This is a genomic window from Thiomicrospira sp. S5 (assembly GCF_003991075.1).
Lineage (GTDB): Bacteria > Pseudomonadota > Gammaproteobacteria > Thiomicrospirales > Thiomicrospiraceae > Hydrogenovibrio > Hydrogenovibrio thermophilus.
In genome coordinates this window covers 324021-350116 of the sequence record NZ_CP014470.1, presented here as the reverse complement: position 1 = coordinate 350116, position 26096 = coordinate 324021, and the positions used below count along the sequence as shown (strand labels likewise).

24 protein-coding genes and 1 pseudogene are annotated in these 26096 nt (G+C 46.6%); 8 read left to right on the top strand and 17 right to left on the bottom strand.

All coding sequences use genetic code 11. The features are described 5' to 3' along the window. Nucleotides 1-253: 253 nt before the first annotated feature. The gene (locus tag AYJ59_RS01610; RefSeq protein ID WP_127119123.1) at nt 254-2308 is read left to right on the top strand and encodes a methyl-accepting chemotaxis protein; all 2055 of its coding nucleotides are present in this window, start codon (nt 254-256) and stop codon (nt 2306-2308) included. Nucleotides 2309-2390: 82 nt separating this feature from the next. On the opposite strand, the gene cynS is transcribed toward AYJ59_RS01610, so the two are convergent. The 4 genes from cynS to AYJ59_RS01590 are packed head-to-tail and all read right to left on the bottom strand — an operon-like array spanning nt 2391 to nt 6040. Then, nucleotides 2391-2834, bottom strand: a complete 444-nt coding sequence (cynS, locus tag AYJ59_RS01605; protein ID WP_029939046.1) for a cyanase — start codon at nt 2832-2834, stop codon at nt 2391-2393. A 15-nt stretch (nt 2835-2849) separates the two neighbouring features. Next, on the bottom strand, nt 2850-3698 hold the full coding sequence (locus AYJ59_RS01600) for an ABC transporter ATP-binding protein (RefSeq protein WP_127119122.1): 849 nt from the start codon (nt 3696-3698) through the stop codon (nt 2850-2852). A 9-nt stretch (nt 3699-3707) separates the two neighbouring features. Continuing rightward, nucleotides 3708-4538 carry a nitrate ABC transporter permease gene (gene ntrB / locus AYJ59_RS01595; protein WP_225972333.1) on the bottom strand — a complete coding sequence of 277 codons (831 nt, stop codon included), beginning with the start codon at nt 4536-4538 and terminating at the stop codon, nt 3708-3710. Nucleotides 4539-4561: 23 nt separating this feature from the next. After that, the gene (locus tag AYJ59_RS01590; RefSeq protein WP_127119121.1) at nt 4562-6040 is read right to left on the bottom strand and encodes an ABC transporter substrate-binding protein; all 1479 of its coding nucleotides are present in this window, start codon (nt 6038-6040) and stop codon (nt 4562-4564) included. Nucleotides 6041-6332: 292 nt separating this feature from the next. On the opposite strand from AYJ59_RS01590, the gene AYJ59_RS01585 reads away from it, so the two are divergent. Beyond that, a complete protein-coding gene (locus AYJ59_RS01585; RefSeq protein WP_051673454.1) occupies nt 6333-8222 on the top strand; it encodes a sigma 54-interacting transcriptional regulator in 1890 nt (629 codons plus the stop codon). A gap of 495 nt (nt 8223-8717) precedes the next feature. Here AYJ59_RS01585 and AYJ59_RS01580 read toward each other — a convergent pair whose 3' ends face one another. The 12 genes and pseudogenes from AYJ59_RS01580 to AYJ59_RS01530 form a co-directional block, all read right to left on the bottom strand. After that, a complete protein-coding gene (locus tag AYJ59_RS01580; protein WP_011371522.1) occupies nt 8718-9101 on the bottom strand; it encodes a DUF302 domain-containing protein in 384 nt (127 codons plus the stop codon). A gap of 130 nt (nt 9102-9231) precedes the next feature. Further along, nucleotides 9232-9456, bottom strand: a complete 225-nt coding sequence (locus tag AYJ59_RS01575) for an SHOCT domain-containing protein (protein ID WP_011370998.1) — start codon at nt 9454-9456, stop codon at nt 9232-9234. A gap of 12 nt (nt 9457-9468) precedes the next feature. Then, nucleotides 9469-11028 carry a multicopper oxidase family protein gene (locus tag AYJ59_RS01570; RefSeq protein WP_011371523.1) on the bottom strand — a complete coding sequence of 520 codons (1560 nt, stop codon included), beginning with the start codon at nt 11026-11028 and terminating at the stop codon, nt 9469-9471. After that, a complete protein-coding gene (locus AYJ59_RS01565) occupies nt 11018-11464 on the bottom strand; it encodes a c-type cytochrome (protein WP_029939051.1) in 447 nt (148 codons plus the stop codon). The genes AYJ59_RS01570 and AYJ59_RS01565 overlap by 11 nt, the downstream gene beginning before the upstream one ends. Before the next feature lie 60 nt (nt 11465-11524). Next, entirely contained in the window at nt 11525-12232 is a 708-nt protein-coding gene (locus AYJ59_RS01560; protein ID WP_029939052.1) for a copper resistance protein B, read from the bottom strand. 38 nt (nt 12233-12270) lie between these two features. Continuing rightward, complete coding sequence (locus AYJ59_RS01555; protein WP_029939053.1) at nt 12271-14271, bottom strand: copper resistance system multicopper oxidase; 2001 nt, start codon at nt 14269-14271, stop codon at nt 12271-12273. A 162-nt stretch (nt 14272-14433) separates the two neighbouring features. Further along, on the bottom strand, nt 14434-14775 hold the full coding sequence (locus tag AYJ59_RS01550) for a hypothetical protein (protein WP_127119120.1): 342 nt from the start codon (nt 14773-14775) through the stop codon (nt 14434-14436). A gap of 501 nt (nt 14776-15276) precedes the next feature. Further along, entirely contained in the window at nt 15277-15708 is a 432-nt protein-coding gene (locus AYJ59_RS01545; protein ID WP_164730718.1) for a putative iron-sulfur cluster-binding metallochaperone, read from the bottom strand. A gap of 23 nt (nt 15709-15731) precedes the next feature. Further along, nucleotides 15732-16097: pseudogene (locus AYJ59_RS01540) on the bottom strand (transposase); the annotation flags it as partial. Then, the gene (locus tag AYJ59_RS13005; protein ID WP_051673455.1) at nt 16066-16542 is read right to left on the bottom strand and encodes a site-specific integrase; all 477 of its coding nucleotides are present in this window, start codon (nt 16540-16542) and stop codon (nt 16066-16068) included. The gene AYJ59_RS13005 and the pseudogene AYJ59_RS01540, both read right to left, overlap by 32 nt. Then, entirely contained in the window at nt 16535-16861 is a 327-nt protein-coding gene (locus tag AYJ59_RS13000) for an Arm DNA-binding domain-containing protein (protein ID WP_051673456.1), read from the bottom strand. The genes AYJ59_RS13005 and AYJ59_RS13000 overlap by 8 nt, the downstream gene beginning before the upstream one ends. Nucleotides 16862-16876: 15 nt before the next feature. Continuing rightward, nucleotides 16877-17116, bottom strand: a complete 240-nt coding sequence (locus AYJ59_RS01530) for a hypothetical protein (protein ID WP_081836853.1) — start codon at nt 17114-17116, stop codon at nt 16877-16879. A 164-nt stretch (nt 17117-17280) separates the two neighbouring features. Between AYJ59_RS01530 and AYJ59_RS01525 the strand changes: the two genes are divergently transcribed. After that, nucleotides 17281-17499 (top strand): helix-turn-helix domain-containing protein, encoded by a 219-nt coding sequence (locus AYJ59_RS01525; RefSeq protein WP_029939055.1) that lies wholly within the window; start codon nt 17281-17283, stop codon nt 17497-17499. Nucleotides 17500-17894: 395 nt separating this feature from the next. On the opposite strand, the gene AYJ59_RS01520 is transcribed toward AYJ59_RS01525, so the two are convergent. Then, nucleotides 17895-18602 (bottom strand): cache domain-containing protein, encoded by a 708-nt coding sequence (locus AYJ59_RS01520; protein ID WP_029939056.1) that lies wholly within the window; start codon nt 18600-18602, stop codon nt 17895-17897. 585 nt (nt 18603-19187) lie between these two features. On the opposite strand from AYJ59_RS01520, the gene AYJ59_RS01515 reads away from it, so the two are divergent. From AYJ59_RS01515 to AYJ59_RS01495, 5 genes are read left to right on the top strand one after another with little or no spacing between them, the layout of a single operon-like run. Then, a complete protein-coding gene (locus tag AYJ59_RS01515; protein WP_029939057.1) occupies nt 19188-19799 on the top strand; it encodes a thioredoxin family protein in 612 nt (203 codons plus the stop codon). Nucleotides 19800-19819: 20 nt separating this feature from the next. Further along, complete coding sequence (hypF, locus tag AYJ59_RS01510; protein WP_029939058.1) at nt 19820-22267, top strand: carbamoyltransferase HypF; 2448 nt, start codon at nt 19820-19822, stop codon at nt 22265-22267. A gap of 4 nt (nt 22268-22271) precedes the next feature. Beyond that, nucleotides 22272-23630, top strand: coding sequence for an ATP-binding protein (locus tag AYJ59_RS01505; RefSeq protein ID WP_127119119.1), 1359 nt, complete (start codon nt 22272-22274; stop codon nt 23628-23630). A gap of 2 nt (nt 23631-23632) precedes the next feature. Continuing rightward, entirely contained in the window at nt 23633-24625 is a 993-nt protein-coding gene (locus AYJ59_RS01500; RefSeq protein WP_029939060.1) for a HupU protein, read from the top strand. Continuing rightward, nucleotides 24622-26070 (top strand): nickel-dependent hydrogenase large subunit, encoded by a 1449-nt coding sequence (locus AYJ59_RS01495; protein ID WP_029939061.1) that lies wholly within the window; start codon nt 24622-24624, stop codon nt 26068-26070. The genes AYJ59_RS01500 and AYJ59_RS01495 overlap by 4 nt, the downstream gene beginning before the upstream one ends. Nucleotides 26071-26096: the final 26 nt, after the last annotated feature.

The window sequence follows — 26096 nt, the reverse complement described above, 5'->3', positions numbered from 1 at the left end:
CACCCTCAAAAACCGACCAATTCATCTCCGAAAAATGACCAGGCCTGGCCGTTTTCGTCCATCATTCGTTCACCCAAAATTGGTGCAACCCTGTAACAAATAAAAATCCATTTTGCTTGATAACATCACTATCTCTTTTATTTTTAACTGTTTTTCCTAATCAGAACAAAAATTGCTTTTATACTACAAAGAACTTGTTTTAACCCATAGGAACTTTCTTGAAATCTGTCTAACATTTTTATTAGGAACTGAAATGCGCATAACGTTTGTTGGAATCGTCTTCATCAACCTTCTACTCGGAGCCTTGATATCGGCCTTGTATGTCAATAATCCTGACCTCAGCCCCTGGGGACTGGTACCGGCAGCCTTGGCCGTCGGACTGGTGTCGGTCGCCATCTTTTATCAAAAACTCCTGTCGCACCAACAAGCTTTTATCGCTGATTTACTGAAAGATCGGGAGGCCTCCGCGGACCTTCCCAGCGGTTTGCAGAACCAGCTACGCGCGCTCGTCGAAGTGCCGAGTTCCAATCAGGATTACGAAGTCTTGCTGGAAGCTTTCAAGACGGGTCAAACCGACACTCTCGCTGAACAGGGCTTGCCGGAAAAGGTTGTCACCGAACTGAATGACCTGACCCGACAAAACCAACGCGCCGACCAGGTCATGAGCGACGTCATTGAAGCGATCCAATCCGCCGACTTTGGCGGGCAATTGACGTTGGCAAAAGCGGAAAAAGATATCCAAACCGCCCAAACCGTGGTGGCAAAGATGGCGGACGACTTGCTGGCCTTGCACAAACAAGGCGCCGACCGCGAAACCGCCTTGAACCGCATTCAGGAACACCTGAAAGACAACCCGACGTTTCTGGCTTGCTGGAGCGGCTGGGAGCCGAATGCCTACGACGGCCAGGACACAAAATTTCAATCCAAGGACTGGCACGATGCCACCGGACGCTTTATGCCGTTTTGGGGGCGTTCCGGCGACCAGATGGCGTTGGAACCGCTGGTGGATTACGAAGTCTCAGGCCTGGGCGATTTTTACCTGCAACCCTTGCAGACACGCCAGCCGCAAATTGTCGAGCCCTATATGTACCCGGTCGGCGACGACGAATTCCTCATCACCAGTGTGGTCACACCGATCATCGATAACGGCACCGTCGTCGGGGTGGTGGGGATCGACATTTCCTTGTCTCAGCACCTAGACGCCCTGTCCGACAATCTGATGCCGCAGCATCAAAAAATCGTGCAAAACAGCGTTCAAGCGATGATGACATTGAAAAGCGCGCTGGCCGAAGTCACTCGCGTGATGTTCTTTATGGCCAATGGGCAATTTTCGTATCGTGTCGACCAAACCCTGCCGGGCGATTTAGAAGCACTGAAAGCCACAGTCAACGATTCGGTCTCCGCTTTGGACAAGGCTTTCAGCGACATCAACCGAAGCATGAACGCTTTCTCACAAGGCGACTTAACCCAGCAGATTCAAAACCAGTACAGTGGCGACCTGGAGAGCCTAAAACAAGGCATCAACCAGGCGATGGACAACCTCCACCGGATACTGATTCAAACCGCCGAAACCGCCGACTCGGTGGTCGATAATATGCAAGCGCTCGGCCAAGACAACCAGAACCTGAATGCCCGCACCCAACAGCAAGCGGCTTCCTTGGAAGAAACCGCTTCAAGCATGGAAGAACTCACCCACACCATCCGCAACACGGCGCAAGAATCCAAAACCGCGATGCAACTGGGGAACCAGGTGAAATCACACGTGGCACAAGGCAGTGACATTGCCAATCAAAGCCAGGAAGCGATGAATGAAATCAGTGCGGCCAGCCAGAAAATCGCCGACATTGTGCAAATCATCGACGGTATATCCTTCCAAACCAATCTGCTGGCTTTGAACGCTTCAGTGGAATCGGCCCGTGCCGGTGAGCATGGCCGCGGCTTTGCCGTGGTGGCGGGTGAAGTGCGTTCTTTGGCGTTACGCGCCTCCCAATCGTCCAATGACATTAAAGAACTGGTGGAGAAAAACCTGGCCTCGGTTAACCGCGGACAACAGCTCTCGGAACAATCCGCGCAATCGTTAAACGAAATCAACCAAACCATTGACGAGTTGGCGACCATCGTCACCGAAATCAGTGCCGCGGCCGACCAAGAAATGAGCAGTGTCGAACAGGTTAATCAAGCGGTGTCGCAATTGGACCAATTCACGCAGGAAAACGCGGCACTGTCCGACCAGTCAGCGCAGCTCAGTGCAACCATGACCGGCAAAGCGCAAGAACTGCAAAAAACCATGAACGCCATCAAACTGTAAAAACATTGGTGCCAACGAAAAAAGCCCGGATATTCCGGGCTTTTTTATAATGGAAAGAATAAACAAACAGTAAAAACGAAACTTACCAAGCCTTATATGGCAAGAACTTCCCGTTCATGGTAATCACCACGCGATCACCGGCCGGGTTCACTTCCTTATCGATGTCCATGGAAAAGTCGATGGCGCTCATGATGCCGTCACCGAATTTTTCGTGAATCAACTCTTTCATAGTCGGCCCGTAAACGCCCACGATTTCATACAAACGATAAATCAATGGATCGGTCGGCACCGCCTTTTCCCAGGTTTTCATTGGAAACGCTTGCAAAGCCGCCGACACACTGGCGTCCAATCCCAGATAAGCGGCTACCTTGTCCGCAACGTCCGGTTTCAAGCTGTTCATCCCCAAACAGGCGGACGTAACAAACACTTCACTCAAACCGGCGGCTTCCGCAATACTGCCCCAGGAAGCCCCTTTTTCGCTTTTGGCCAGAATAATGGCCTCGGTCATTTCGATTTTTGTCATCATCAGTTTTCTCCTCTTTTAACTGGCTAAATTCACCACCGTCGGCTGATCCTGTTCGGACGCATCGACCTTCTCGCCGGACAGTTCCTTGGAACGGTTGACCAGAAAGTCGACCAGGTGGTTACGAATCGTATAGTAATCGTCGTGATGGATAATGTCGGTGCGGTTCCGCGGCCGCGGAATCGTCACTTCGACCGATTCGGCCACTCGAGCTTTCGGCCCGTTCGACATCAACAGAATGCGGTCCGACAATAAAATGGCCTCGTCCACGTCGTGCGTAATCATGAACACCGTCTGTTTGGATTCACTCCAAATCTTGATCAGCTCTTCCTGAATCACGCCACGCGTCAGAGCATCCAACGCCCCAAAAGGTTCATCCAACAACAGTAACTGCGGCTGAGTGGCGAAGGCGCGAGCAATACTGACCCGCTGACGCATCCCGCCGGATAACTCCGCCGGTTTACGGTTTTCCGCCCCTTTCAAACCGACCAGCTCCAAATATTTACGACTGTGTTCGGCAACCTTGTCTTTCGACCAGTCTTTCCAGCGTGCCTGCACCCCAAACATAATGTTTTGAAGCGCGGTGCGCCACGGCAATAGACTATAGTTCTGAAACACAACGCCGCGGTCCAAACTTGGCCCGGCCACTTCGCGCCCGTTCATGAACACAAAACCGTCACTCGCCTCGTCCAGACCGGCGAGGATGTTCAAAATGGTCGATTTACCGCAACCGGAGTGACCGATGACGCAAACGAACTCACCCTTTTCAATATTGAAATTGACGTGATCGAAAATCACCGCATCCGGCGCTTTTCCTTCACCGGGATAACTTTTCTTTAACCCTTGTACTTCTAAAAAATGTCCCATTAAGTCCTCCTATTCCCGGTATGAAATCCAGCGTCCGGCATAGGCCAGAATCATATCCAGCACCATACCGACCACGCCAATCATCAGAATCGAGAAAATCACGCTGGATAAATCCAGGTTATTCCACTCGTTCCAGACGTAGTAACCGATACCGGTCCCACCGACCAACATTTCCGCGGCCACGATCACCAACCAGGCAATCCCGATGGAAATACGCATCCCCGTCAGAATCGTCGGCGCGGCGGCCGGCAAAATCACCAACCAGGCGGTTTTCAGCGGACTCAGTTCATGCGTTTTCGCGACATTTACCCAGTCTTTACGGACATTGGCGACACCGAAGGCGGTGTTCAGCAACATCGGCCAGATGGAACAAATGAAAATCACGAAAATCGCCGAGATTTCGGAATCCTTAATCACAAACAACGCCAGAGGCATCCACGCCAGCGGCGAAATCGGTCGAAGAACTTGAATAAACGGATTCAAGGCGTTGTACATCAAAGGGGACATCCCGATCAGGAACCCGACCGGAATCGCTATAAGGGCCGCAAAAAAGAAGCCGACCAGCACCCGGTAAATGGAATACCCCAACTGAATGCCAATGCCCTTGTCATTCGGCCCGGCATCGTAGAACGGGTCACTCAGTTCTTCATAGCCCAGCTTAATGACTTCCGACGGCGGCGGCACCCGCGCCTCTTGCGAGGCACCGCCCATCAGCAGTTCGTACTCCGTGAGTGGCTTGGTGTCGGTTGGTGCCTGGTTAGTCCATTCCCAGATGCCAAGCAACACCACCAAAATCACGATGGATAACAGTATTGATTTGACTCTTAATCCAGTCAGCATAAAAACACCTTTGTTCTTTCTAATTAAGTTCGACGGATCTTGAAGCTTTCGATGTACTCTTCAGGTCTGTTGTAGTCGAACTCTTTCCCCATGATCATGTAGTTGGAATAAGTTTCCGTTGGCGGCTCATACCCCATTTCCTTCATGACCTTACCGGTGTCGGTCGCCAGATAGACCTCTTCGGCGATTTTCTTGTAATCGATGTCGCCTTTGACGTAGCCCCAACGCTTCATTTGCGTCAGAATCCAGACCCCCATCGAATGCCATGGGAAGGGGTCGAAGTCGATACGATCCGGCACGTCCATGACGGATCCCAGGCCGTCGGCATAACGCCCGGTCAAGACCTGATTCACCACCGGCACCGGTTGGTTGAGGTAGTTTTTCGGCGAAATGGCCTCGGCGATTTCCTTACGGTTTTCCGGTTTGGCGGAATACTCGGTGGCATCGACAATGGAGCGCAGCAAAGCGCCGTATGTATTCGGATTCTCCATTGCGAATTCCTTACTGCACGCGAAAGCACAGCATGGATGCCCTTCCCAAATGTCTTTGGTCAACATGTGGATAAAGCCGACTTTCTCCCAAACCGCACGCTGGTTGAACGGATCCGGCGACAAATAACCGTCTAGGTTACCGGCACGCAGGTTCGCCACCATTTCCGGTGGTGGCACCACACGGATTTGAATGTCTTTATCCGGGTCCAACCCGAATTCGGCCACGTAATAACGCAGCAGGAAGTTATGCATGGAGTATTCAAACGGTACCCCGAATTTGAACCCTTTCCACTGTTTCGGGTCACGCTTGTCTTTGTGGTCGTTGTGCAGCACGATGGCTTGACCGTTGATGTTTTCGACCGTCGGCATCAGGAACGGTTTGGCGGTTGAACCGGCCCCCATCGACATCGCCAACGGCATCGGCGTCAGCATGTGGGAAGCGTCGTATTCCCCGGCCAGAGACTTGTCACGCGCCACCGCCCAACCGGCGGTTTTAATGACATCCACATCCAAGCCGTAACGCTCATAGAATCCCATCGGATGCGCCATGATAATCGGCGTCGCACAGGTAATCGGCACGAAACCGATATTGAGTTTTTTCTTCTCCAACTTGCCCAGCCCCATGGTTTCTTTCATGGCGGCTTTGGCTTCTTCCATCGGGAAAACCGAACTCAAGGCCGCGGCGGCGGTACCGGCGCCGATCATGCTCAAAAACGAGCGACGGCTGAATTCGTTGTGGCCGAACACTTCACGCACTACGGCACTTTCTACCGCTCGGTCGATAATGTCTTCGGACGACGTCAAGGCCGGATCTTGCGCTTCGACATGGCCACTGTGAGACGTGCTGGCACCATATTCCTCATCGACTCGGCGTTCGATCATCTCCTGTTTTTCGTAATCGGACAGATACGAACCAGACTTTTCCGTCTGACAGACCGGGCAGTCGCAATCGGACTTATGCAATAAACTTTTATTCGGGTTAAACGGATCACTCAAGCTTTTAAATGACATACAAAATACCTCGCACGATTTTGAGTTGAAGAATGTTCTTTATTAGTGCATCCGACAAACGTCGCCCAGATGACCCAGAAACGTTACCGCTATTACAGCATCGGTCATGCCATTCACACAAAACTGAAATAACCAGTTGTTTTAACAGATTTTTAGCACCATTTCCCTAACAAAAAAATGCGATTAAATTTCGTTCAATTACGAGATTTCATACCCTTAAATACGATATTTCGTACTTTGGTCTGTTTATTGTTTATAAGCCCTTATCAAACCCAATTGGACTGCTGAATCCATGATTTCGCCGTTTTTATACCAGACCCTGTTTCATCAAAGCCCGGATGCCATGCTGTTGATTGACCCCATCAACAATCGTGTCCTGCACAGCAATCGCGCCGCGACCGAATTATTGGCTCAAAGCTTCCAATCCCTGCAAAAAACCTCGGTTTCCGAACTGTTTCGTCCCAGCCTGGCCAAACTGGTGGTCTTTACCGAAGAAACCCTCGAAAACGGCCAGGCCTGGAGCGATGAACTGCAACTGCTGATCAACGGGAGAGACTGCCTGGACCTGGAAACCACCGCCGTTCTGATTCGACACAACTCGCCGGTCACCATCAGCTTGATTCTGCGCAAGAAAAAACGCGAACAGCAACAGCTTTCCGAAGCCAACAAACTGCACCGTGAAGGCCTGGAGCAATGGAAGACCATCGAAAATGTCTTCCGGGAATTTGAACGCGAAAACCAACTGATTTTACAAGCCGCCGGGGAAGGCATTTACGGCGTCGACGCCAAAGGCGACACCACTTTCGTCAACCCGGCCGCCGAGCGCATTCTCGGCTGGAAGGCCAGCGAACTGAACGGCAAGAACATGCACGCCATGATTCACCACAGCCACAGCGACGGCAGCCAGTACGAAGGTCAGGATTGCCACATCTACGCCGCTTTTCGCGACGGCGAAGTGCGTCATATCGAAAACGAATTCTTCTGGCGCAAGGACGGTAAACCCATTCCGGTGGAATACACCAGTACGCCGATTATCGACAATGGCCGCCTGGTCGGCGCGGTGGTGATTTTCCGCGACATCAGCGAACGCAAACTGGCGGAAGAAAAGCTGCACGCCGCACTCAACGAAGTGCAAACCCTGAAAAAGCGCCTGGAAATGGAAAATGCCTATTTACAGGAAGAGTACCGCGCCGAACACAACTACAAAGAAATCGTCGGCCAAAGCGCCGCCATCCACAAAATCATCCAGCAAATCGACCTGGTCGCCCCCACCAACGCCAACGTCCTGATTAGCGGCGAATCCGGTACCGGCAAGGAACTGATTGCCCGCGCCATCCACGAAGCCAGCGGCCGCAAAAACCGTCCGCTGATTCGCGTCAATTGCGCTTCCATTCCACGGGAACTGTTTGAAAGCGAATTTTTCGGCCACATCAAAGGTGCCTTCACCGGTGCCGTCAACGACCGCGCCGGGCGCTTCGAATTGGCCGACGGCGGTTCACTGTTTCTCGACGAAGTCGGGGAAATCCCGATGGAACTGCAAAGTAAATTGTTGCGCGTATTGCAAGAACAGCAATTCGAGCGCGTCGGCGATTCCAAAACTCGCTCCGTGGACGTTCGCATCATCGCCGCCACCAACCGGGATTTAAAACAGGCGGTTCAAGACCAGACGTTCCGCGAAGACCTCTATTTCCGGCTCAATGTATTCCCCATCGAATCGATTCCGTTGCGCGACCGGATTGAAGACATTCCTCTGCTGTCCAATCACTTCTTGAAAATCGCTTGCCAGAAATTCGGCAAACCGGAACGCAAGCTAACACTGGGGCACATCCAGAAAATGCAAGGTTACGCCTGGCCTGGCAATATTCGCGAATTGGTCAACGTCATTGAACGCGCCGTCATTCTCAGTCACGACCAGAAACTGGAACTCAACCTACCGCGCTTGAACGACACCGCGACCAACACTCCGAACGATTCCGACGGCGCCCCGATTGTCATTCAAACCCGTGACGAATTATTGGAACTGGAAAAACAGAACATCATCAAAGCCCTGAAGTGCTGTAACGGAAAAGTGTTCGGTGATGACGGCGCCGCCAAATTGTTGAAAATGAAACCCACCACCCTGACATCGCGCCTCAAAAAATTGGCCATCAACCGCCATCAATTCGTGCAACTCGATGCCTGAAAAAATGCCCAAACCGCAAGCCGTTTCAGCCGAAAACCCAAATAATCGAAACAACACCGATAATTTTAAAATAAAGGTTTGACAGCGCCTTGGGGCATCTCTATAATACGCCGAATTAATTCAGGCCACATAGCTCAGTCGGTAGAGCGATTGAAAATCTTTTCACACACTCCTTTCCTCCCTTACCTAAGCTTATTTAAACTTACTTAAATCAACATCTTATACTGACTTTTTGCGTTTAATGTTTTGCATTAATTGCTTTAGATTTACCTTATTCACCATAAAAAATGGAAATTTAATAAGGTAAAAAATGAGCAAAAGACTTATCTCCAATGGCAAAGTATCCTCTAAAGGCCCCGTATATTTTTTACTTATAGCAGCACTCTAAATTAGTGGCGATTCAGTTACTTTTAAGGCTTGATTTGTCATTCTATCTCCAATATATCGATTTAGAGTGTCTATCCCACTATGATATACACTCTCTAATCAATGATGTTATTTCGCTTCATTAATCATTTGGATTAATTGCTTTTCAACCTCTTTTGCGATTTTATTTAAGGCCTCATCTGTTGATAATAAGCCGAGCATTTCGGAGGGTTCAATCATGCCAATAAAGGTTTTGTTGTTTTCTGTAAAAACAGAGATACGGCAGGGGAGTGCCATATTCAAACGCATATCGATTGCTAAAACCTCCACGGCCTTAACAGGGTTACATACTTCAAAAATTTTGCATTCATCCTTAAACTCAATACCCTTACTTCGTAAAGTGGCTCCTAAATCATGGATGTGTAACACACCAAAATTATGATTTTTAACAGCGGCTTCCAAATCCACCACTGCCTGCTCAAATGTTTTGTGACTTTCTACTTGAAAAAACATATCTCTTCCTTTGTCTAAAATGTACCTAATAAAATATTGAACCTTAACTAACGATTATTAGATTGAAATCTAAATATTGACCAGGCCTGCTTAAATTCGACCTGGATTTTTATTTGGATTTGATTCCGCTCTAAGAGTGCAGTGTTTTTTTCTGCTCTTCAAATTCCTCTTTTGTTATTTCGCCTTTGGCATATCGTTTTTTTAAAATATCCAAAGCGGTTTCATTTTGTTCTGAAGCAGAATTGGAAGATGTGTTGAAGTTTTTTATTAGTAAAAATATAACAATAATGAAAATTAACCAGAGTAACCACATTCCGCCTCCCATGAATCCCCAAGTATGATCGTAATTAAACATAGTGTTCTCCTTTTAAGTTGTTACGATAAATTGTCCCATCATTCCCGCATCTTCATGCTCTAAGATGTGACAGTGGTACATATAAGGTTCTTGATTGTTATAATAAGGACCAGTCGGTAACAATATGCGAACTGTTTCATCGCGATGAACAGTCACTGTATCTTTTAATCCTTGTTCCCATGGATAAGGCGCTTGGCCATTTCGATCCAAGACTTTGAATTGAGTGTTATGAATGTGAAAAGGGTGATGCATCATTGATGGGTTTTTAAGGTGCCATATTTCAAAGCTATTGGCGGTTAAACGTTCATTTATTACCTCCATTTGCATAGCTTGTCCATTGATTGTAAAACCACCTGAACCAAACATCATTCTAGGTCCCATTTGCATTTCTAAATTCATGGTTCGCGTTTGCGCTATTTCGACATTGGACCAGTCAGGTAATGGGATTAAACGCTCAATCATCGAGGGTTTAGTTGCTTCGGATTTTCTGGGGTCGATGTGAAATAAATCATAGTCTTGATCAAGCTTTGATGTATCTCTCATCATGCCGCCCATCCCCATCGATAAGTTTCCATAACCCGCTAGGGTTTTTAGTGAGACGGGTTGGTGATCGGAAAGATCAACCAGAATTTCGGCGCGTTCTGCTGGCGATAATCGAAGGCGGTTGAGGGTTTGTGGTGTTTCCAATAAACCGCCGTCTCCTGCAATGACTTGAAAAGAACGCTTGTCTGAAAACACCAAATCGTAAAAACGTGCATTGGAAGCATTGTGCAGTCTTAAACGAATACGATCTTTTTGAGGACGTAAAACGGAGTTGGCTCGGCCATTCACCAGCATGGTGTCGCCGTGCATGCCTTGCATTTTGTTCATCCGTTCATTGCTGTAGATGAATTCTCCGGTTTCGTCAAAAGCGCGATCCATGAGTATGACCGGGAAATCATCCATTCCATATTCATGAGGCAGCCCCAGTTCGGCATCGCGTTCTTCATCAACCACTTGCATCTGTCCGCCTAAACCACGCCAAACTTGGGATCCGGTATGTTGGTGCGTGTGTGAATGGTAAAATAATGTGGAGGGTTCATTAATCACGTCCCATTCGGCTATCCAGGTTTTTCCGGGGGAGATGGGTTGGTGAGGCCCGCCATCTTCTGTTGCAGGCAAAATCATGCCATGCCAGTGAAGTGCCGCCACTTCATTCAGTTGATTGGTGACTTCCATGCGAAGCTTTTGGCCTTTTTTGATCCGAATGACGGGGCCTAAAAAATCTTGATTGATGCCAATGGTCTGAGTCGTGACATCGGGCAGGATCTTCGTTTTTCCCTGTTGCAGTGTTAATGTAAAGCGCTGCTTTCCATTAAGAGGTTGACCCTGTTCTAAATCCGGAAGGTAAAAGTCCACTTTAGGAAAAACAGGATGGATAAAATCGTCCTGTCCAACCCCGCCAAGTAACGTTCCCATGGCATTGCCTGCCTGAGGAAGGAGCGTCAGCCCAATCAGGCTTTTTTGGATAAATTGTCGTCTGTTCATATTTTCTCCTGTCGTACGCTGTGAGGATTGATTGTTAGCGGTCATTTTTTAACCCTCCTCTTTCTAGCCAGGCCTGGTAGATTTTATTCGACCAGAAACTTTGAAAATAAGCGATGGCTTGTAGCCGTTCTTCCGGTGTTAATTTATTCTTAAAAGCCGGCATTGTTCCGCCAAGTGGAATTCCACCTTGTAAAATAGTTCTGTTAAGTCCGTTGAGAGAATGGTGCCATGCGTGCGCGGTTCCGTTGAGAGGTGGAGCAGGGTAACTGCCATCAACGAGTGGTTGCTTCCAGTCGGCGGCCAGCCCTTGAGCTTCTTCTCCATGACAGACAGCACAATGCTGTTTGAAGAGGTGCTGTCCTATTTTGACATCACTTGATGAATACCAACGTTTTGTGTTTTGGCTGGCTTCAGAGAGATCGTCTTTGGAAGAACAAGCAAATAGGTTCAAACTTGTTAATATTAAAACCAATAACTTCATGTCATATTCCTTGATTTAAAACAGAGAAAGTCTATTTTGACTTTCTCTTGTTGTTAAGTGTTAAAACCAAAAACGCAGTCCTGCCACAAGGCTGGTCTCTGATGTTTTAGCACCTTCCTCTTTTTTATAATCAGCCGTTGTTGCATAAGCCTGGTTCCATTTCACACCAATATAGGGTGCAAACTTTCGACTAAATTCATAACGTAGCCGCATCCCCAATTCTGTAGACGATAAGCCTGACCCAATCCCCATTTTTTTATCATCTGATGTATAGGCATTCAATTTAAGACTAGGAGTTAAAATCAATCGTTGTGTGAATAGCGCTTCATATTCTGCATCCAAGCGGAACCCTGCATTCTTGTCATTAACAAGTAATCTTGAATTTATTTCAAAAAAGTAAGGTGCTAAGCCTTGAAAACCAACTACTCCCCAAGTTTGGCTGTTTTCGGGGGTTTCGTCATAGCCTATCCCCGCCTGCAAATCCCAAAACCTTTCAACAGGGGTGCTGTATAACAACTGATTTTCGGATTCGGTCGAACCATTTGATGATTCCCCTTCCGAGGTTAGGTAAACCTTATGCCAGTTTTTTCCAGCCCAGGCTGATGCATCCCAGGATAACGGCTCACCTTGTTGGGTGGATTTTTCAAGCTGATTGACTCTTAAGCCCGCCAACAAAGGATCGTATTCGCTTAGCGCAAAAGAGGAATGGCTGTAAGTTGATGTGAAAAGTAATAATACTATCGGTAATTTCTTAATATGTGTATTCATGATGCTTCCTTCAAATAGGGTTGGTTCTTTAAACATGATTATCGGATTTGTACCTTTCTGAACATTCCCATCATGTGATAAAGCAAATGACAGTGATAAGCCCAGTCGCCTTTTGCGTCCATGGTGACTCGATAACTTATTTTAGAGCCAGGCTGGACAATGACTGTGTGCTTACGGGGAATATGGTTTTCATCTCCCGTTTCAAGGTCACTCCAAACGCCATGAAGGTGCATAGGGTGATTCATCATCGTGTCATTAATAAAGGTAATACGAATTCGATCACCATATTGAAAGTTAAGTGGTTCGGCCTTTTCAAAAGGAATGCCATTTATCGACCACATGTAACGCTCCATATTTCCGGTTAAATGCATAACCAGCTCCTTGGTCGGTTTCGGGTCATGACGGGTCGGGAAGCGATTTTTTAGGTCGGCATATGTCAAAACCTTCCGGCCATTTTCTCTAAGTCCGACCCCCGGATCATCCAGCCTATATTGAGGAGCCATTGCTCTCATACCAATTTGAGCACCCTCTGCTGAAGGTGTTTTTATTTGAGGTAACTGAGGGTTCATGTCCATCGGAATCGTAATATCATCCAGATTCACGTTCATGTTATCCATTCCATGAGCATGCTTGGAATGGTCAACATTGCTGACATCCATCCCCATTTGGCTTTTCTCCATAGCCAAAGCATGGCCATAGTCTTGTTGTTGCATGGAACTCATATCATGCTTCGTTCCATTCATCGAATTATGATCAGAATGTTTCATACTCTGGGAACCGTTACTCATGTCCATTGATTGAGATGAAGGGTTCATTCCTTCCATTTCACCATCCATATTCATTGGGTGTGACGTGGAACCCATGTCCATTTTCATGCCCATATCGGTCATGCTTAAGATGGGTAAAGGGTCCATTTCAGGCGTGTCGGCTAATTGAGTCGGATCCGATGTGATCGAACCCATAGCGAAGCCAGAGCGGTCAATTGCTTGTGCAAAAATTGCATAAGCCTGTTTCGACGTATCCGGTTCGACAATGACGTCATAAGTTTCGGCAACGCCAATACGGAATTCGTCAATTTCAACCGGTTGGACTAAATTTCCATCTGCTGCAACCACTGTCATTTTTAAGCCCGGGATACGGACATCAAAAAAAGTCATTGCAGAGCTGTTTACAAATCGTAATCTCACTTTTTTGCCTGATTCAATGACGGTACGCCAATGCGCTTTAGGCGACAGTCCATTCATTAAATAGGTATAGGTTGCTCCCGTGACATCGGATAAATCACGGTCTGTCATGCGCATTTGGTTCCACATTTTCCGTTTTTCCCATGCTTTGGAGAAGCCGTAGGTTTTGACTTCATGCCAAAAGTCACCCACCGTTCTTTGGCTGTAATTGTAATAGTCTCCCATTTTCTTTATGTTTGAATAAAGGGTCTCGGGCGCACTGTCTGACCAGTCTGACAGCTGAATCACGAAATCATGGTTGTAATCCAGTGGGTCTGCTTTTTTGGGTAAAATAACCAGTGCTCCATACAATCCGGTTTGCTCCTGAAATTCGGAATGACTGTGATACCAATAGGTCCCATGTTGCTGCACAGTAAATTGATAGGTGAATGTTTCACCAGGTTTGATGCCGTCATAACTTAAGCCCGGCACACCATCCATTTGAAAGGGAAGAATAATGCCATGCCAGTGAATTGACGTATCAACCGACAAAGTATTTTTTACGCGAATGGTTACAGTCTCTCCCTCACGCCAAACCAATGTTGGGGCGGGTAAAGAGTTGTTGATTAAGGTTGCTTTGACAGGAGAACCTGTAATATTGACAGGGGTTTCTGAAATAGTTAAATCAAATTCAGGTCCAATTAAAACGGGCTGTTTAGGGTTCAAATTCCCTGTACCGATTGCTGAAAATTCTTCTTTAGCCCAAGCTGAAGGCAGATGAGATCCTATGGCAGCTGAAATGGTGCTTAAAGCAATGCCTTTTACAAACTGGCGTCGGCCCAGTTGCGGTTGTACGCTTTTATTTGATGTATTCATGATTAACCTCTTAAAACATTCAATTAATTTAAAACAGATTTGTTTTGCAGTTGAGTGTTTTGGCAAAGTCATTGACTGAGTTTTTTCAATATGTCATTGAATACGTAACAATAAACGTTTCCAAATTTTTGAAGAGAGCTCTAGTGAATAAAGTTGCCGAGATTAAGCGGATGGTGGTGGGGTTTCTGGTTTTATTGCGTAATCGCGAACAGCGATTGTCAAGGTAGGGTAACCGGTTTGAATATTGGGGCTAGATTGCCATTGTGGAATGTTATTAAAATAATAAATTGGCGCAGCGTGAATGGAATAACAAAGTAAGTTATGACATTGACTGTCATCACAATTGGAACAATCCATTCCAGAAACGTTTATTTGTGCAGGCATAATACTACTGTCAATGGAACTCATTTTGCCAGCATTAACTTGCATTGTTTCAGGGTTTATATCCATCATTTGATGCATGATTTGCATTCTTGTTTTTTCAACATGGGTAAAATCCGACATAGAAACCCCACCCCAGGCAGTTGATGCCAGAGTTTGTGAGATAAAAATGATAAGGAAAAACCGTTTAAACATGATGTTTATTGCAACGCTTATTTGATAAATATGGTTTGATTCTAGTTGTTTAAACTAATAAATGCTAATTAATTTTTTAAATATGTTTTATTTTTTATATTTATCTAAAAAATACGGGGTTGCCCTAGATAACTAAAATTATTTAAAGATAGCACTATAAAAAAGTAAACTTAGCAGGTACAAACAAAGTAAGTTAATTGAGTTGTTTGTTGCCGATACAGCTGCCAGAATAACTTCATCACTTGTGAGTATTAACAAAGATTACAGCCAGTTTTTATTTTCAGCTGTAGTGACATCACTTTACAATGATTTTAAGATCAAAAAAGACAATTGAAAAGTGTAACAAGATTCTAAAAACCTTTTATTGTGGGGTTTTTCATACGAACCTGTAAATAATTTTGTGTAAATGCTCACCGTTAAAAAATAAAACTAGCTTCCTTTAGGAAAATCTTTTAAACAGCATTTTCCTGAAGGGTTTTGAACTTCGCAAGCGCAATGTTTCAATTTAGTTTGCTCAACTACAAATTCTCTAGTTCCTGGGTTATCTAAATAGTCTGTTTTAGACACTCCAAAACAATAGCATATCAAGTCATCATTAGTATCTGCTTTCGTATTCTTGAACAGACTTCGAATATCTGGTTTTTTGAAAATTGAACCCGAGTCAGAAAAGTAAATAACTTCACAGTCAGGGTCATCACAAAAATAATAAGTTACCTCTGCGGAAAAATTTTTCCAAGGCGCTAGCAGGTTATGAAGTACTGTAAGTGGAGATACGCTTTGATACAGCTTATTATTTACAGGGCATGTAAGCTTATCAGCCCGCTTTGAACAAGAATCGTCACTCGTGGAACAACAGCTCATACTAGTCTCCTTCGCTATAATTCTTACAGATACTTATCTAATCTATCTTCGTGAATAATCATAAACTGGTTCATAGCAGAATTCCAATCTCTAATTGGCATTGTCCACTTTTTAGAGGTTAACTCAATCGACAAAAATACAATTTTAAATGCCGAATTGTCATGATTGAAAATCTTACGGTTTTTAATGGATTTACGAATTACTGAGTTAAGTGATTCAATGGTATTGGTGGTATAAATCACTTTTCGAATCGCTTCTGGATACAGGAATAAAGTGGCAACATTATCCCATTTTCTTCTCCAAGACTTACTGATACTTGGAAACTTAGCCTTCCATTTTTGTTCAAACTTATCTAATTCAAGTAGGGCTTCCTCCTCGGTAACGGATTGAACCATCATTCTTGGTGTATTCCCACTTACCTAAAGAATAGGTTTCTCTAACCAATATCTCACTACGAGTGAAATCCACATTCTCCCACTTAAGTCCATCTATCTCACCGGTACGCATCCCCGTAAAGAACCGCACCAATAAATAGTCCCGCCAATCAGGACGAACTTTTTGCAGAATCAGGTTCACTTCATCAATAGAGAAAGGTTCAATATGAACCTTCTCTTCTTTAAGGGGTTTGATATTCAAATGAGGTGGCGTAAAATTGAAACGGTCAGCCGCTTCGCTCATGATCATATTCAAGCACTTGATGAACTTATTAATGGTTTTGGGTTTTAAGCTACCGTCCGATTGTTTGGCGACGCTGGAACGGTACTTAAGAATATCGGCCTTAGTGATTTGGCTGACCTCCATTTCTCCAAAATGCGGTTTTAGCCGTTTATCCAAATACTGTCGATTGCCGCCAGGAAGGCTCCATCTCAGAAAACCACTCCTCACAAAAGTCCTTGAATAAAGGTGTTTCCCTATAATTCCCAGCCTGTTTAGCTTCCAACTTAGCCAGCTTCTCCACCATTGGACTGTTCGGAAAATACTTGCCATAAACAAAAGTGCCCAAAGTAATCTCAGCTTCGATACGATCCATAATCATCGTCAACTTTTTACGGTTGGCTTTTGTGTCGGGAAGGGTTGTTTGTTCTCGGCAACGAATACCAAGATATCTAAAATCAAAGAATAGTTGTTCTTTACGCATTCTAATACTACCCATGCTTTACTCCTTCAATTAATGAGAAATGCAGTATCCGCCGCTAGCCATAGGTACAGAGAAAGCTGAAGTAGAAGATGCCATGGCCATATCTTCTTCAATGTTTTCCCAAATAAATAGAATCTTGCGTTGTCCAAATGGTCGGATGTAATGACGTCCTTCGAGAAGTACGCTGTCTTTCAATTCATTACGAATGGTTCTTGCGTTGTACTTAATGCGTTCGGATAATTCTTCAGTAGTTAAATATGTGAAATTCATGTTAATATCTCCAGTTTAATAAAAAGCAATTTAGTGCTCAAAAAACAAACAACGTTCGTTTAAAACAGATTTTATGTGCTTAAAAGTTTATTTGCAACAGTTTTTGTATGTTTTTTATGTAAAAAGTATGCTTTTATCAAACTTTATTTGATTTGGAGTTATTTATGATCCAATCTAAACTGTCAGTTTTAATGGGTGAAAGGCGAATGAAAGTGATTGATGTCGCCAGAGAGCTAGGTATAAAACGTAATGCCATTGATCTACTATATAAGGATGAATCAAAGAGGATTGATATTGATTTATTAGATCAGCTTTGCGATTTATTTGGTTGCACTCCTAATGACATTCTTCATTATGAAAAAAGTGAGAATAATGAGGATTGAGTAATAAATACGCAAAAATGGTCTTTATGTCATTTTCTGCGTATTCGAAAAAAACTGGGCACAGGATGGGCACCATTTGGGCACCCAAGATATTTTTGAAGAATTTTGAAATAAGATTTGACAGCCTGGAACCCCCTCTCTATAATACGCCGAATCAAAATACGGCCACATAGCTCAGTCGGTAGAGCGATTGAAAATCTTTTCACACACTCCTTGCTCTTCCTGTATTACCATAGATAAACCGACGTAAATAAACAAATTTTTCACAATTCTCGCATTTGAAAATTGGAGAAAATTTACCTTATTTTGCCTAATTCCCCATAAAAAACTGGAAATCCGATTGGCTAAAAATGAGCAAAAGACATTTTCCTAATGGCAAAGAAGTGTCTAGTAAATTAGTGGCGATTCATGTCTTTGTCATACACCAGAGGATAGCCTTTGGAATCCACTAAAGTATGCTCAAACACCCAGGCATCTTTCAGGGAATCCAGCAGAAACTGTGCAAAGTAATTGATAATCAAAATGCCGTCGAACTGGCCGTTTTTCTCCAATGGCAACATAGCCCGCACCGTCGGGCGGAACGGCACTTCAACTTCACCGTGCTCGATATTCAGATCCAGTTCCGAAAACCAGACTTTATTTAGAGGTCGGTTCTTTGACTCGGAAAAATAATATCGGTGTGCCTTATTCTGTAAATCGGCCCCGTCTATCCACGCCGGGGTTTCTCCCGGAAATCTCAAGCGTTCGGTTCTCAGGCGTTCGACACCGTTTTTGTCGATATAGCGCAGCTGCATCATCTGCGAGTTACTGTTGATCAACGCCAAAAAGACACTTTTGATATCCGAAGACTGACCGTTCAGATAACGATGAAAACTCTCCGAATATTGCAAAGCCTTCAATGAATTACTGCTTTCGGTAAAAAATTGCTGAAAAACGCTCTCATGCAGCAAAAGCTCGTGCTTTCCTTCATCCAGAGCCGCACTTTTGGAACGGTCGGAAAACAGCAACGTATCGACAATAAAAACCGACAGGATAATACTGAAACTGAAGGCGATAAAAACCAGAGAGACAATCGAGAGTTTTGGGGAGAAAAAGCGGCGCATAGGCAAGTATTCGTCACAATAAAGGCAATAACTTCCAGCTTACCCCAGAACCGAGAGGACATTCATATAAATTACCAATGGCTGCATCATTTTCTGCGGAATATATCGATCAACAAAATCTTCAACATCAATTACTTATATACAGAGACTCGAAGCTTTACTTATAAGCCAACTTTATGGACAAACTGCAAAACTGCTGAAAAAGTCGTGATGAAATTCACAAAGACAAACCCCCGACACCAGAAACGGATCAAACAAGGTTAACTTTAAAAGGAAAAAAAGGGAAAACAAGAATCGAAAATCCAGATTAGAAACCTTGCCATAGAGCAAGAAAAAATACTCGATTCCCCTGCTCCATTCAGATATTTTCTCTACTAATGAAATTACTTAATATCTATTGAAACAAGGTAAATTTCCTTCCATCTCCATTGAAAATTCCAAACATAGAATCCGTTCTGAAAGCGGGAAGTTTTTATGGTTGATAAAGACATCATAAATTAGCGATTTCTTATGAACTGGTTATCTCAAATCATCCTATTTATAATCTTGTAACCATTTTAAAAAACCATAAGAGCTATATGGATTATGAGCCTGAAAAAAATACCCGTAAAAGACTTTGATGTGGCGGTTTTAACCAGCTCCTGGCATACGCCGGTAGCCGTGTTTTTTACCGCAAAAGGATGTGTGCCATGTGATAGCGTTCTGCAGACATTAACCGAACTTGCACCCGAGTACGAAGAACGCCTACATATTGCGGTTGTGGATGTCGAAGATCAGGAAATCGAACCTATTCTGGAACATTGTAAAGTCGAATCCATTCCGGATATTAAAGTTTTTCACCAGAAACAGATCGTTGCCCAGGCCAAAGGTTTGCTGGACAAACAGCAATTTGAACGCCTGATTGAACCACATGTTCTGACGGAAGCTCAGCACCGCCTGAGCCTGTTGCAGAAACAGGTTGAGTTACTGCTGAGTTCCGAACAGTTCGACATGGCAATGGAGCTGGTCGAGGTCTTTCGACAGAAGCATCCGCGCGATGATGAAGCCATGCTGGTCGAGCTGGCAATTCTGGTTCAGATGAACAATATCCCGGCGGCATTGCAATTGATTGAACAACTTCCGGAAAATCTGCAACAGGATGAAAAATCCCAAGCGGTGAAAGGCATGATTGAAGCCATGCAAAATACCCGGCAATAGTGTCGGCAGGACAAGAGTGAATGAATGCCTATGCGCAAATTACCGTTACCGGAGTGGTTCAAGGAGTCGGATTTCGTCCATTTGTCTGGCAGCTAGCCAAGCAGTTTGGTCATAACGGCTGGGTTCTGAACAATGCTTCCGGCGTGGAAATACTTCTCAAAATTAACAGAGAAAACAACCCCGAAGCCGAGAAGCAATTTGTTGAAGCACTCAGAGGACAAGCTCCTGCTCTCGCACAGGTTGACCGGGTACTCTGGGAATGGATCGACCCAAACGCTGCGCACAGCGAACTTGCCGAACTAAAAGCTTGCAGCGACTTTACGATCCAAAAAAGCCGTTCCGGACTTATGCAAACTGCCGTTTTGTCCGATGCCGCCACCTGCTCCGCCTGCCTGCGGGACGTTTTTGACCCCGAAAACCGTCGTTACGGCTACCCCTTCACCAACTGTACTCACTGCGGCCCCCGTTACTCGATTATCCGATCGATGCCGTACGATCGCGAATATACAAGCATGGCCGGTTTTAATATGTGTCCCGTCTGCCAAAGGGAATATCAAAACCCGTCTGATCGACGCTTCCATGCTCAACCGAACGCATGTCCTGCCTGCGGCCCTCAGCTGAGATTAACGCAATTCCATCCAAGCTCGGAAACATCACATACGCAGGAAAACGGCCTATCGCAACCGGATAACTGGCGTATGATCGAACAGGTCTGCCACTATCTGGCAAAAGGACTGATCCTTGCAATCAAGGGGCTGGGAGGTTTTCATCTGGTCTGTGATGCTGGCAACGACTCCGCTTGCCGAACACTTCGGCAAAGAAAATCCCGCCCTCAAAAGCCTTTTGCGTTAATGGCTTCGGATATGGATGTTGTTAAACGCTATGCAAAGGTCAGTAAAGCGGCCGAAGAGAGACTGACTTCGACGCAAGCCCCGATTGTCCTTTTGCCGAAACTGGGAAAATTACCCCCCTCCGAACTATCGGAACTGGTTGCCCCGAACCAGTCACGCTTGGGAATTATGCTTCCGAATACCCCCTTACACAGTATGTTGATGTCAACATGGGCGAAGACCTGTCCCGACAGACTCCTGGTTTTTACCTCCGCCAATTTGAGCGGACATCCGCAGATCTACCGGGATGATAAGGAAGCCGAACTTATTCAGCTCGCCGATGCAGTATTGACCCACAACCGCCCGATCATCCGCCGTCTTGAAGATTCGGTAATGAAAACTTCGGTTGAGGGAAATGACTGCGAAGCCCTGCGCCAATCACGCGGTTTTGCCCCGTTGCGCTTCACGATGCCGGAAGGCTTTCCTTCTTTAAATACCCTAGCATCAGGAGGCGATTTGAAAAACAGCATCGCCTTTCAGAAAGGCAACGAAATCACTCTTTTGCATTTTCTCGGCGACATGGAAAATTTCGATATCCAAACAGCTTACGGCGAGGCATTGCAGGATTTACAACAACTTTACCAACTCAAACCTGAGCACATTATCACCGACAAACATCCTGGGTATTATGTTAAAGAAGCAATCCTCCGCTACAGGGAAAAACATGCTCCGGCAGCGACTCTAACCGAAATTCAGCATCATCATGCCCACCTGAACGCCTGCCTGTTTGAGAACGCTATTCCACTGGGTTCTCCGCCAGTTTTAGGAATTATTCTGGACGGATTAGGATTCGGAGAAGACGGTACATTTTGGGGCGGAGAAATTCTTTACGGAACCTACGATCATTTCATTCGTCTGGGCAATCTCGCTCCCCGTCCGCTACTAGGCGGAGACAAAGCAAATAAAGAACCCTGGAGGAATCTGTATGCACTCGTTCGCACTCAAGACTCTTTGGGAAACCTGATCCAGCGCTATCCGCAAGTGCAGAGTCTACGGCAACTGCAGGCTAAACCGACCGGTTTACTGGATTCCATGTCAAAATCCGGGCTCAACAGTCCTCTTTCTTCGTCGACAGGCCGTCTGTTCGACGCGGTCGCAGCGGTTTGCGACCTCTGTTTTGACGGCATGAGTTACGAAGGCGAAGCCGCCATGCAGCTTGAAAGCCTGCTAAGTGAAAAATTACTCCGCCAAGAGTGGGAAAACGCCTACGTCCTGCAAGTCGAAACCGATCCGCAAAGCGGACGGCAACTTCTGGACACGGCATCTCTGCTTTCTCAAATACTGAAAGACTTGAATCAGCATCTATCCGCCAGCCAGGTTTCGGCCCGTTTCCATCTCGGTCTGGTCAAAGCTCTGCTCAAGAGTGCCCTGCTGTTGCGCAACACTCATCCTTTCGAACTGATCGCTCTGAGCGGAGGCGTTTGCCAAAATGGCTGGCTGATCTGGATTTTCAGGCAAATGACACCGCCGGAAATCACTTTATTAACCCACCGGAGACTGCCTGCAAACGACCAATCCATTGCGGTCGGACAGCTGTGTGCGCTCGCTGCACAACAGAGTAAATCTGTGTTAGGATAAGTCCATGACAAAGTTGGTTCAAGCTGCTCATTCGGAATCCCTGAAGTCTTCGGCACCCTCTCCCTTCGAAGAAGGTGAATGGCTGGAAGTTTTACAGGCAATGGAAGAGGCTTATACCCAATCCCTGCAATACCAGACTGAAATCGAAGAAAAAAATCTGGCGCTTAACCAGGCCCACCAGTTTATCTTCGGCATCGTTTCCTCCATGTCGGATTTGCTGATCGTCATCGACAACGAACACAATATTACGCAGGTTAATCCCGCCTTTCTGGAATTAACCGGCCTGAACGAAGACAGCGTCATTCACCACTCGATACTCGATTTCGTTCAAACACCTCAACCGATCAAAGACAGTCTACTGAAGCAGGGCATCAGTCTGCAGGACTTACAAGGCAGCCTACACACTCTGCATGGTAACATCCCGATCAGTATGAGTTGCAGCTGTCTGAACCCGGATCAGTGCGACTTCAAAGGAAAAGTGATCGTCGCAAGGCCGATCGGAGAGCTGCTAACGGCTTATGAGGCTCTCAAGAAAGCCCACCAGGAACTGGCCCAAACCAAAGAAAAGATGGTGCACTCGGAAAAAATGGCTGCACTCGGGCGTCTGGTATCCGGTGTGGCGCATGAGCTAAATACCCCGATCAGCGTATTGAAAGGCAACCTATGGTCGTTAAAGAGCTATTTTGACGAAGTCAGACCCTTTGTTCGTGCGTCAAACGAAGAGATTCTTGAAGACACCCCGGATCTGTTTGCCGATTCGCAGCAAGCGTTAAAGCACATCGCCGATATCGTCAAAAGCCTGAAAACCTTCAGCCAGCCGCATTCGGAGAAAGCCAACCAGCTCATCGAAATCAAACCGATTCTGAAAACCGCTACGAATTGGGTGCAGGCCAACAGCAAGGAACTCACTTCGCCGACCATCACCTTTTCCGCTTCCGAGAACCTCTGGATTCACGGTAATCCGCAAGCATTGCAACAGGTCGTGATCAATATCGTACAAAACGCTTTCGACGCCCTGAGCAGCAAAAAAATTGCAGATCCACTCAACAAACAGATCGCGGTTCATCTCGACAAAAAACAGCAATGGGTGGAAATTCTGATTGAAGACAACGGGCCCGGCATCCCGGAAGAACAGCTCGAACGAATTTTCGACCCTTTCTTTACCGACAAGGATGTCGGCGAAGGAACCGGCTTGGGATTAAGCATCAGCCATCAACTCATCCAATCCATGCACGGCGAACTCAATGTCTGGAACCGGCCGGAAGGCGGCGCCGCTTTCCAGATCCTGCTTCCCGGCGACGAAAACCTAGCCGATAGCGAAGAAATCCAAACCCTGACTTCCGATCACGCCCAGGAGGCTTGAGCATGAATATTCTCTGGTTCCAATCCGGCGGCTGTAGCGGCTGCACCCTCTCATTTCTCGGTCTGGAAGAGATGGATCTGATCGAATGGTCCCGATCCATGCAACTCAATTGGCTCTGGCATCCCTCTCTGACCGAACACAGCGGTTCGGAAACTCAGGCGATGCTCGACGCCGTGTTGAAAGACGAAATCAAACTGGATATTTTTTGCCTTGAAGGGTCGGTTATCATGGGACCGAACGGCAGCGGACGCTTTCATATGCTTGCCGGAACCGAAACACCTGCCAAGGAGTTGATCGAGCGTTTGAGCGAAAAAGCCGATTATGTTCTCGCCATCGGCACCTGCGCCGCCTTCGGCGGTATCACGGCGTCACCGCCCAATACCGTCGAGGCAACCGGGCTGCAATACGACCAGAATTTCGCCGGAAGCCTGTTACCGGCAAACTTCAAAAGTCGAGCCGGACTGCCGGTGATCAACATTTCAGGATGTCCGGTTCATCCCGGCTGGGTCGCCGAAACCATCGGCCTAATCCGTTTCCAGAAATTGAAAACCGAACACCTTGATCCTTACAACCGCCCCCGTTTCTACGCCGATAAACTGGTGCATCACGGCTGTTCCAGAAACGAATATTACGAATACAAGGCCAGCGCCGTCAAACCCTCCGATCTCGGCTGCATGATGGAACATATGGGATGCGTCGGTACAGTCGCGCATGCCGACTGCAACGAACGTCCCTGGAACGGCAACGGCTCCTGCACCAAAGGCGGTTACCCCTGTGTGGATTGCACCTCCCCGGATTTCGGTCACCTCAATCACTCCTATCAGGAAACACCAAAAATCGGTAATATTCCCGTCGGATTGCCCAGCGATATGCCGAAAGCCTGGTTCATTGCACTCTCGACTCTGGCAAAATCCGCCACTCCGAAACGCTTAAAAGTCAACGCAACGGCCGAGCGCATTGAAATCAGCCCGGAAATCAAAAGGAAAAAACTATGAGCCGGATTCTTGTCGGGCCCTTTAACCGGGTTGAAGGCGATCTGGAAGTTCAGTTGGAAATCGAAGCACAGAAAGTGACTTCCGCACGCGTGAACTCCACGCTTTTCAGAGGCTTTGAAAGCATGCTGCAAGGCCGTCCACCGAGCGATGCTTTAGTGTACGCCCCCCGAATTTGCGGCATCTGTTCGGTTTCTCAATCGGTCGCGGCTGCCCAGGCATTGAGCCAGATTTATGGCATCACACCGCCGGAAAACGGTCAGAGAGCGATCAATTTAATGCTCGCCAACGAGAACGCCGCCGATCTGCTGACGCACTTTTATCTGTTTTTCATGCCCGACTTTGCGCGAGGAATCTACAAAGATCGTCCATGGTTTGCCGAAAGTCAGAAACGCTTCAAAGCCATGCAGGGACTTTCCTCTGCCCGAGCAATAGAGGCGCGCAGCCACTGGTTGAAGATGATGGGGACTCTTGCCGGCCACTGGCCGCATACCCTTGCCATTCAACCCGGCGGTTGCAGCCGATCGCTCAACGATGCGGAAGTCATGCAAATGTTGCTCTACGCGCAGAAGCTGCGCCATTTTCTGGAAACCGTTCTGCTCCATGACCGGCTGGAAAACTTCCTATCTCTGGAAAACGAAACGGATTTGCAAAGCTGGCAACAGCAGCACGCTGATTCCGATCTCGGACTGTTCCTCTCCATCGCCGCCGATCTGGCATTGCACGAACTGGGTAAAAGCGATGCTTTGCTAATGAGTTACGGCAGCTTTCCCGAATCCGGCGGGCAACGGCTGATCCCCTCTGGAGTCTATCGCAACGGCGAGTTCCAGCTCCTGAATCCATCACATATTCAGGAAGACATCAGTCATGCCAACTATCAGGGTGATCTCCATTCGTCGCCTTGGCATCAGGCTCAAACGCCTCATCTGGACAACCCGGATGCCTACAGCTGGTGCAAAGCTCCGCGCTTAAAAGGAGAAGTCGCCGAAACCGGTTCGCTGGCCCGCCAAGTGATGGCAAAGCAACCATTGATTCTCAACCTGATGCAACGCTACGGCAGCTGCGTTTATTCACGAATTCTGGCGCGAACGCTTGAACTGGTTAAACTGACCGTACAGGTGGAATCCTGGTTGCAGCAGGGATTTTCAGAGACCGGCCATTTTTTCACCGAACCGGGCGACATTGTTCACCAGCGCGGCGTAGGATTGATCGAAGCGGCCCGCGGTAGTCTCGGTCACTGGCTGGAAGTCAAAAACAACCGAATTTACAGTTACCAGATCATCGCCCCGACCACTTGGAATTTCTCCCCGAGAGATCAACAAAACACGCCCGGCGCTCTAGAAAAAGCTTTGGAAAACACTCCGCTGCACGATGGAGAGACTGATCCTGTCAATGTTCAGCATATCGTGCGTTCGTTTGACCCATGTATGGTTTGCACTGTTCACTAGTCATGATGGAAATGGCTTGACTTCCA

Bases quoted from the DNA above. Each gene is read 5' to 3' on its own strand.
- AYJ59_RS01610 (WP_127119123.1), top strand. From the start codon at position 254: ATGCGCATAACGTTTGTTGGAATCGTCTTCATCAACCTTCTACTCGGA.
- cynS (WP_029939046.1), bottom strand. From the start codon at position 2,834: ATGATGACAAAAATCGAAATGACCGAGGCCATTATTCTGGCCAAAAGC.
- AYJ59_RS01600 (WP_127119122.1), bottom strand. From the start codon at position 3,698: ATGGGACATTTTTTAGAAGTACAAGGGTTAAAGAAAAGTTATCCCGGT.
- ntrB (WP_225972333.1), bottom strand. From the start codon at position 4,538: ATGCTGACTGGATTAAGAGTCAAATCAATACTGTTATCCATCGTGATT.
- AYJ59_RS01590 (WP_127119121.1), bottom strand. From the start codon at position 6,040: ATGTCATTTAAAAGCTTGAGTGATCCGTTTAACCCGAATAAAAGTTTA.
- AYJ59_RS01585 (WP_051673454.1), top strand. From the start codon at position 6,333: ATGATTTCGCCGTTTTTATACCAGACCCTGTTTCATCAAAGCCCGGAT.
- AYJ59_RS01580 (WP_011371522.1), bottom strand. From the start codon at position 9,101: ATGTTTTTTCAAGTAGAAAGTCACAAAACATTTGAGCAGGCAGTGGTG.
- AYJ59_RS01575 (WP_011370998.1), bottom strand. From the start codon at position 9,456: ATGTTTAATTACGATCATACTTGGGGATTCATGGGAGGCGGAATGTGG.
- AYJ59_RS01570 (WP_011371523.1), bottom strand. From the start codon at position 11,028: ATGACCGCTAACAATCAATCCTCACAGCGTACGACAGGAGAAAATATG.
- AYJ59_RS01565 (WP_029939051.1), bottom strand. From the start codon at position 11,464: ATGAAGTTATTGGTTTTAATATTAACAAGTTTGAACCTATTTGCTTGT.
- AYJ59_RS01560 (WP_029939052.1), bottom strand. From the start codon at position 12,232: ATGAATACACATATTAAGAAATTACCGATAGTATTATTACTTTTCACA.
- AYJ59_RS01555 (WP_029939053.1), bottom strand. From the start codon at position 14,271: ATGAATACATCAAATAAAAGCGTACAACCGCAACTGGGCCGACGCCAG.
- AYJ59_RS01550 (WP_127119120.1), bottom strand. From the start codon at position 14,775: ATGTCGGATTTTACCCATGTTGAAAAAACAAGAATGCAAATCATGCAT.
- AYJ59_RS01545 (WP_164730718.1), bottom strand. From the start codon at position 15,708: ATGAGCTGTTGTTCCACGAGTGACGATTCTTGTTCAAAGCGGGCTGAT.
- AYJ59_RS13000 (WP_051673456.1), bottom strand. From the start codon at position 16,861: ATGGGTAGTATTAGAATGCGTAAAGAACAACTATTCTTTGATTTTAGA.
- AYJ59_RS01530 (WP_081836853.1), bottom strand. From the start codon at position 17,116: ATGAATTTCACATATTTAACTACTGAAGAATTATCCGAACGCATTAAG.
- AYJ59_RS01525 (WP_029939055.1), top strand. From the start codon at position 17,281: ATGATCCAATCTAAACTGTCAGTTTTAATGGGTGAAAGGCGAATGAAA.
- AYJ59_RS01520 (WP_029939056.1), bottom strand. From the start codon at position 18,602: ATGCGCCGCTTTTTCTCCCCAAAACTCTCGATTGTCTCTCTGGTTTTT.
- AYJ59_RS01515 (WP_029939057.1), top strand. From the start codon at position 19,188: ATGAGCCTGAAAAAAATACCCGTAAAAGACTTTGATGTGGCGGTTTTA.
- hypF (WP_029939058.1), top strand. From the start codon at position 19,820: ATGAATGCCTATGCGCAAATTACCGTTACCGGAGTGGTTCAAGGAGTC.
- AYJ59_RS01505 (WP_127119119.1), top strand. From the start codon at position 22,272: ATGACAAAGTTGGTTCAAGCTGCTCATTCGGAATCCCTGAAGTCTTCG.
- AYJ59_RS01500 (WP_029939060.1), top strand. From the start codon at position 23,633: ATGAATATTCTCTGGTTCCAATCCGGCGGCTGTAGCGGCTGCACCCTC.
- AYJ59_RS01495 (WP_029939061.1), top strand. From the start codon at position 24,622: ATGAGCCGGATTCTTGTCGGGCCCTTTAACCGGGTTGAAGGCGATCTG.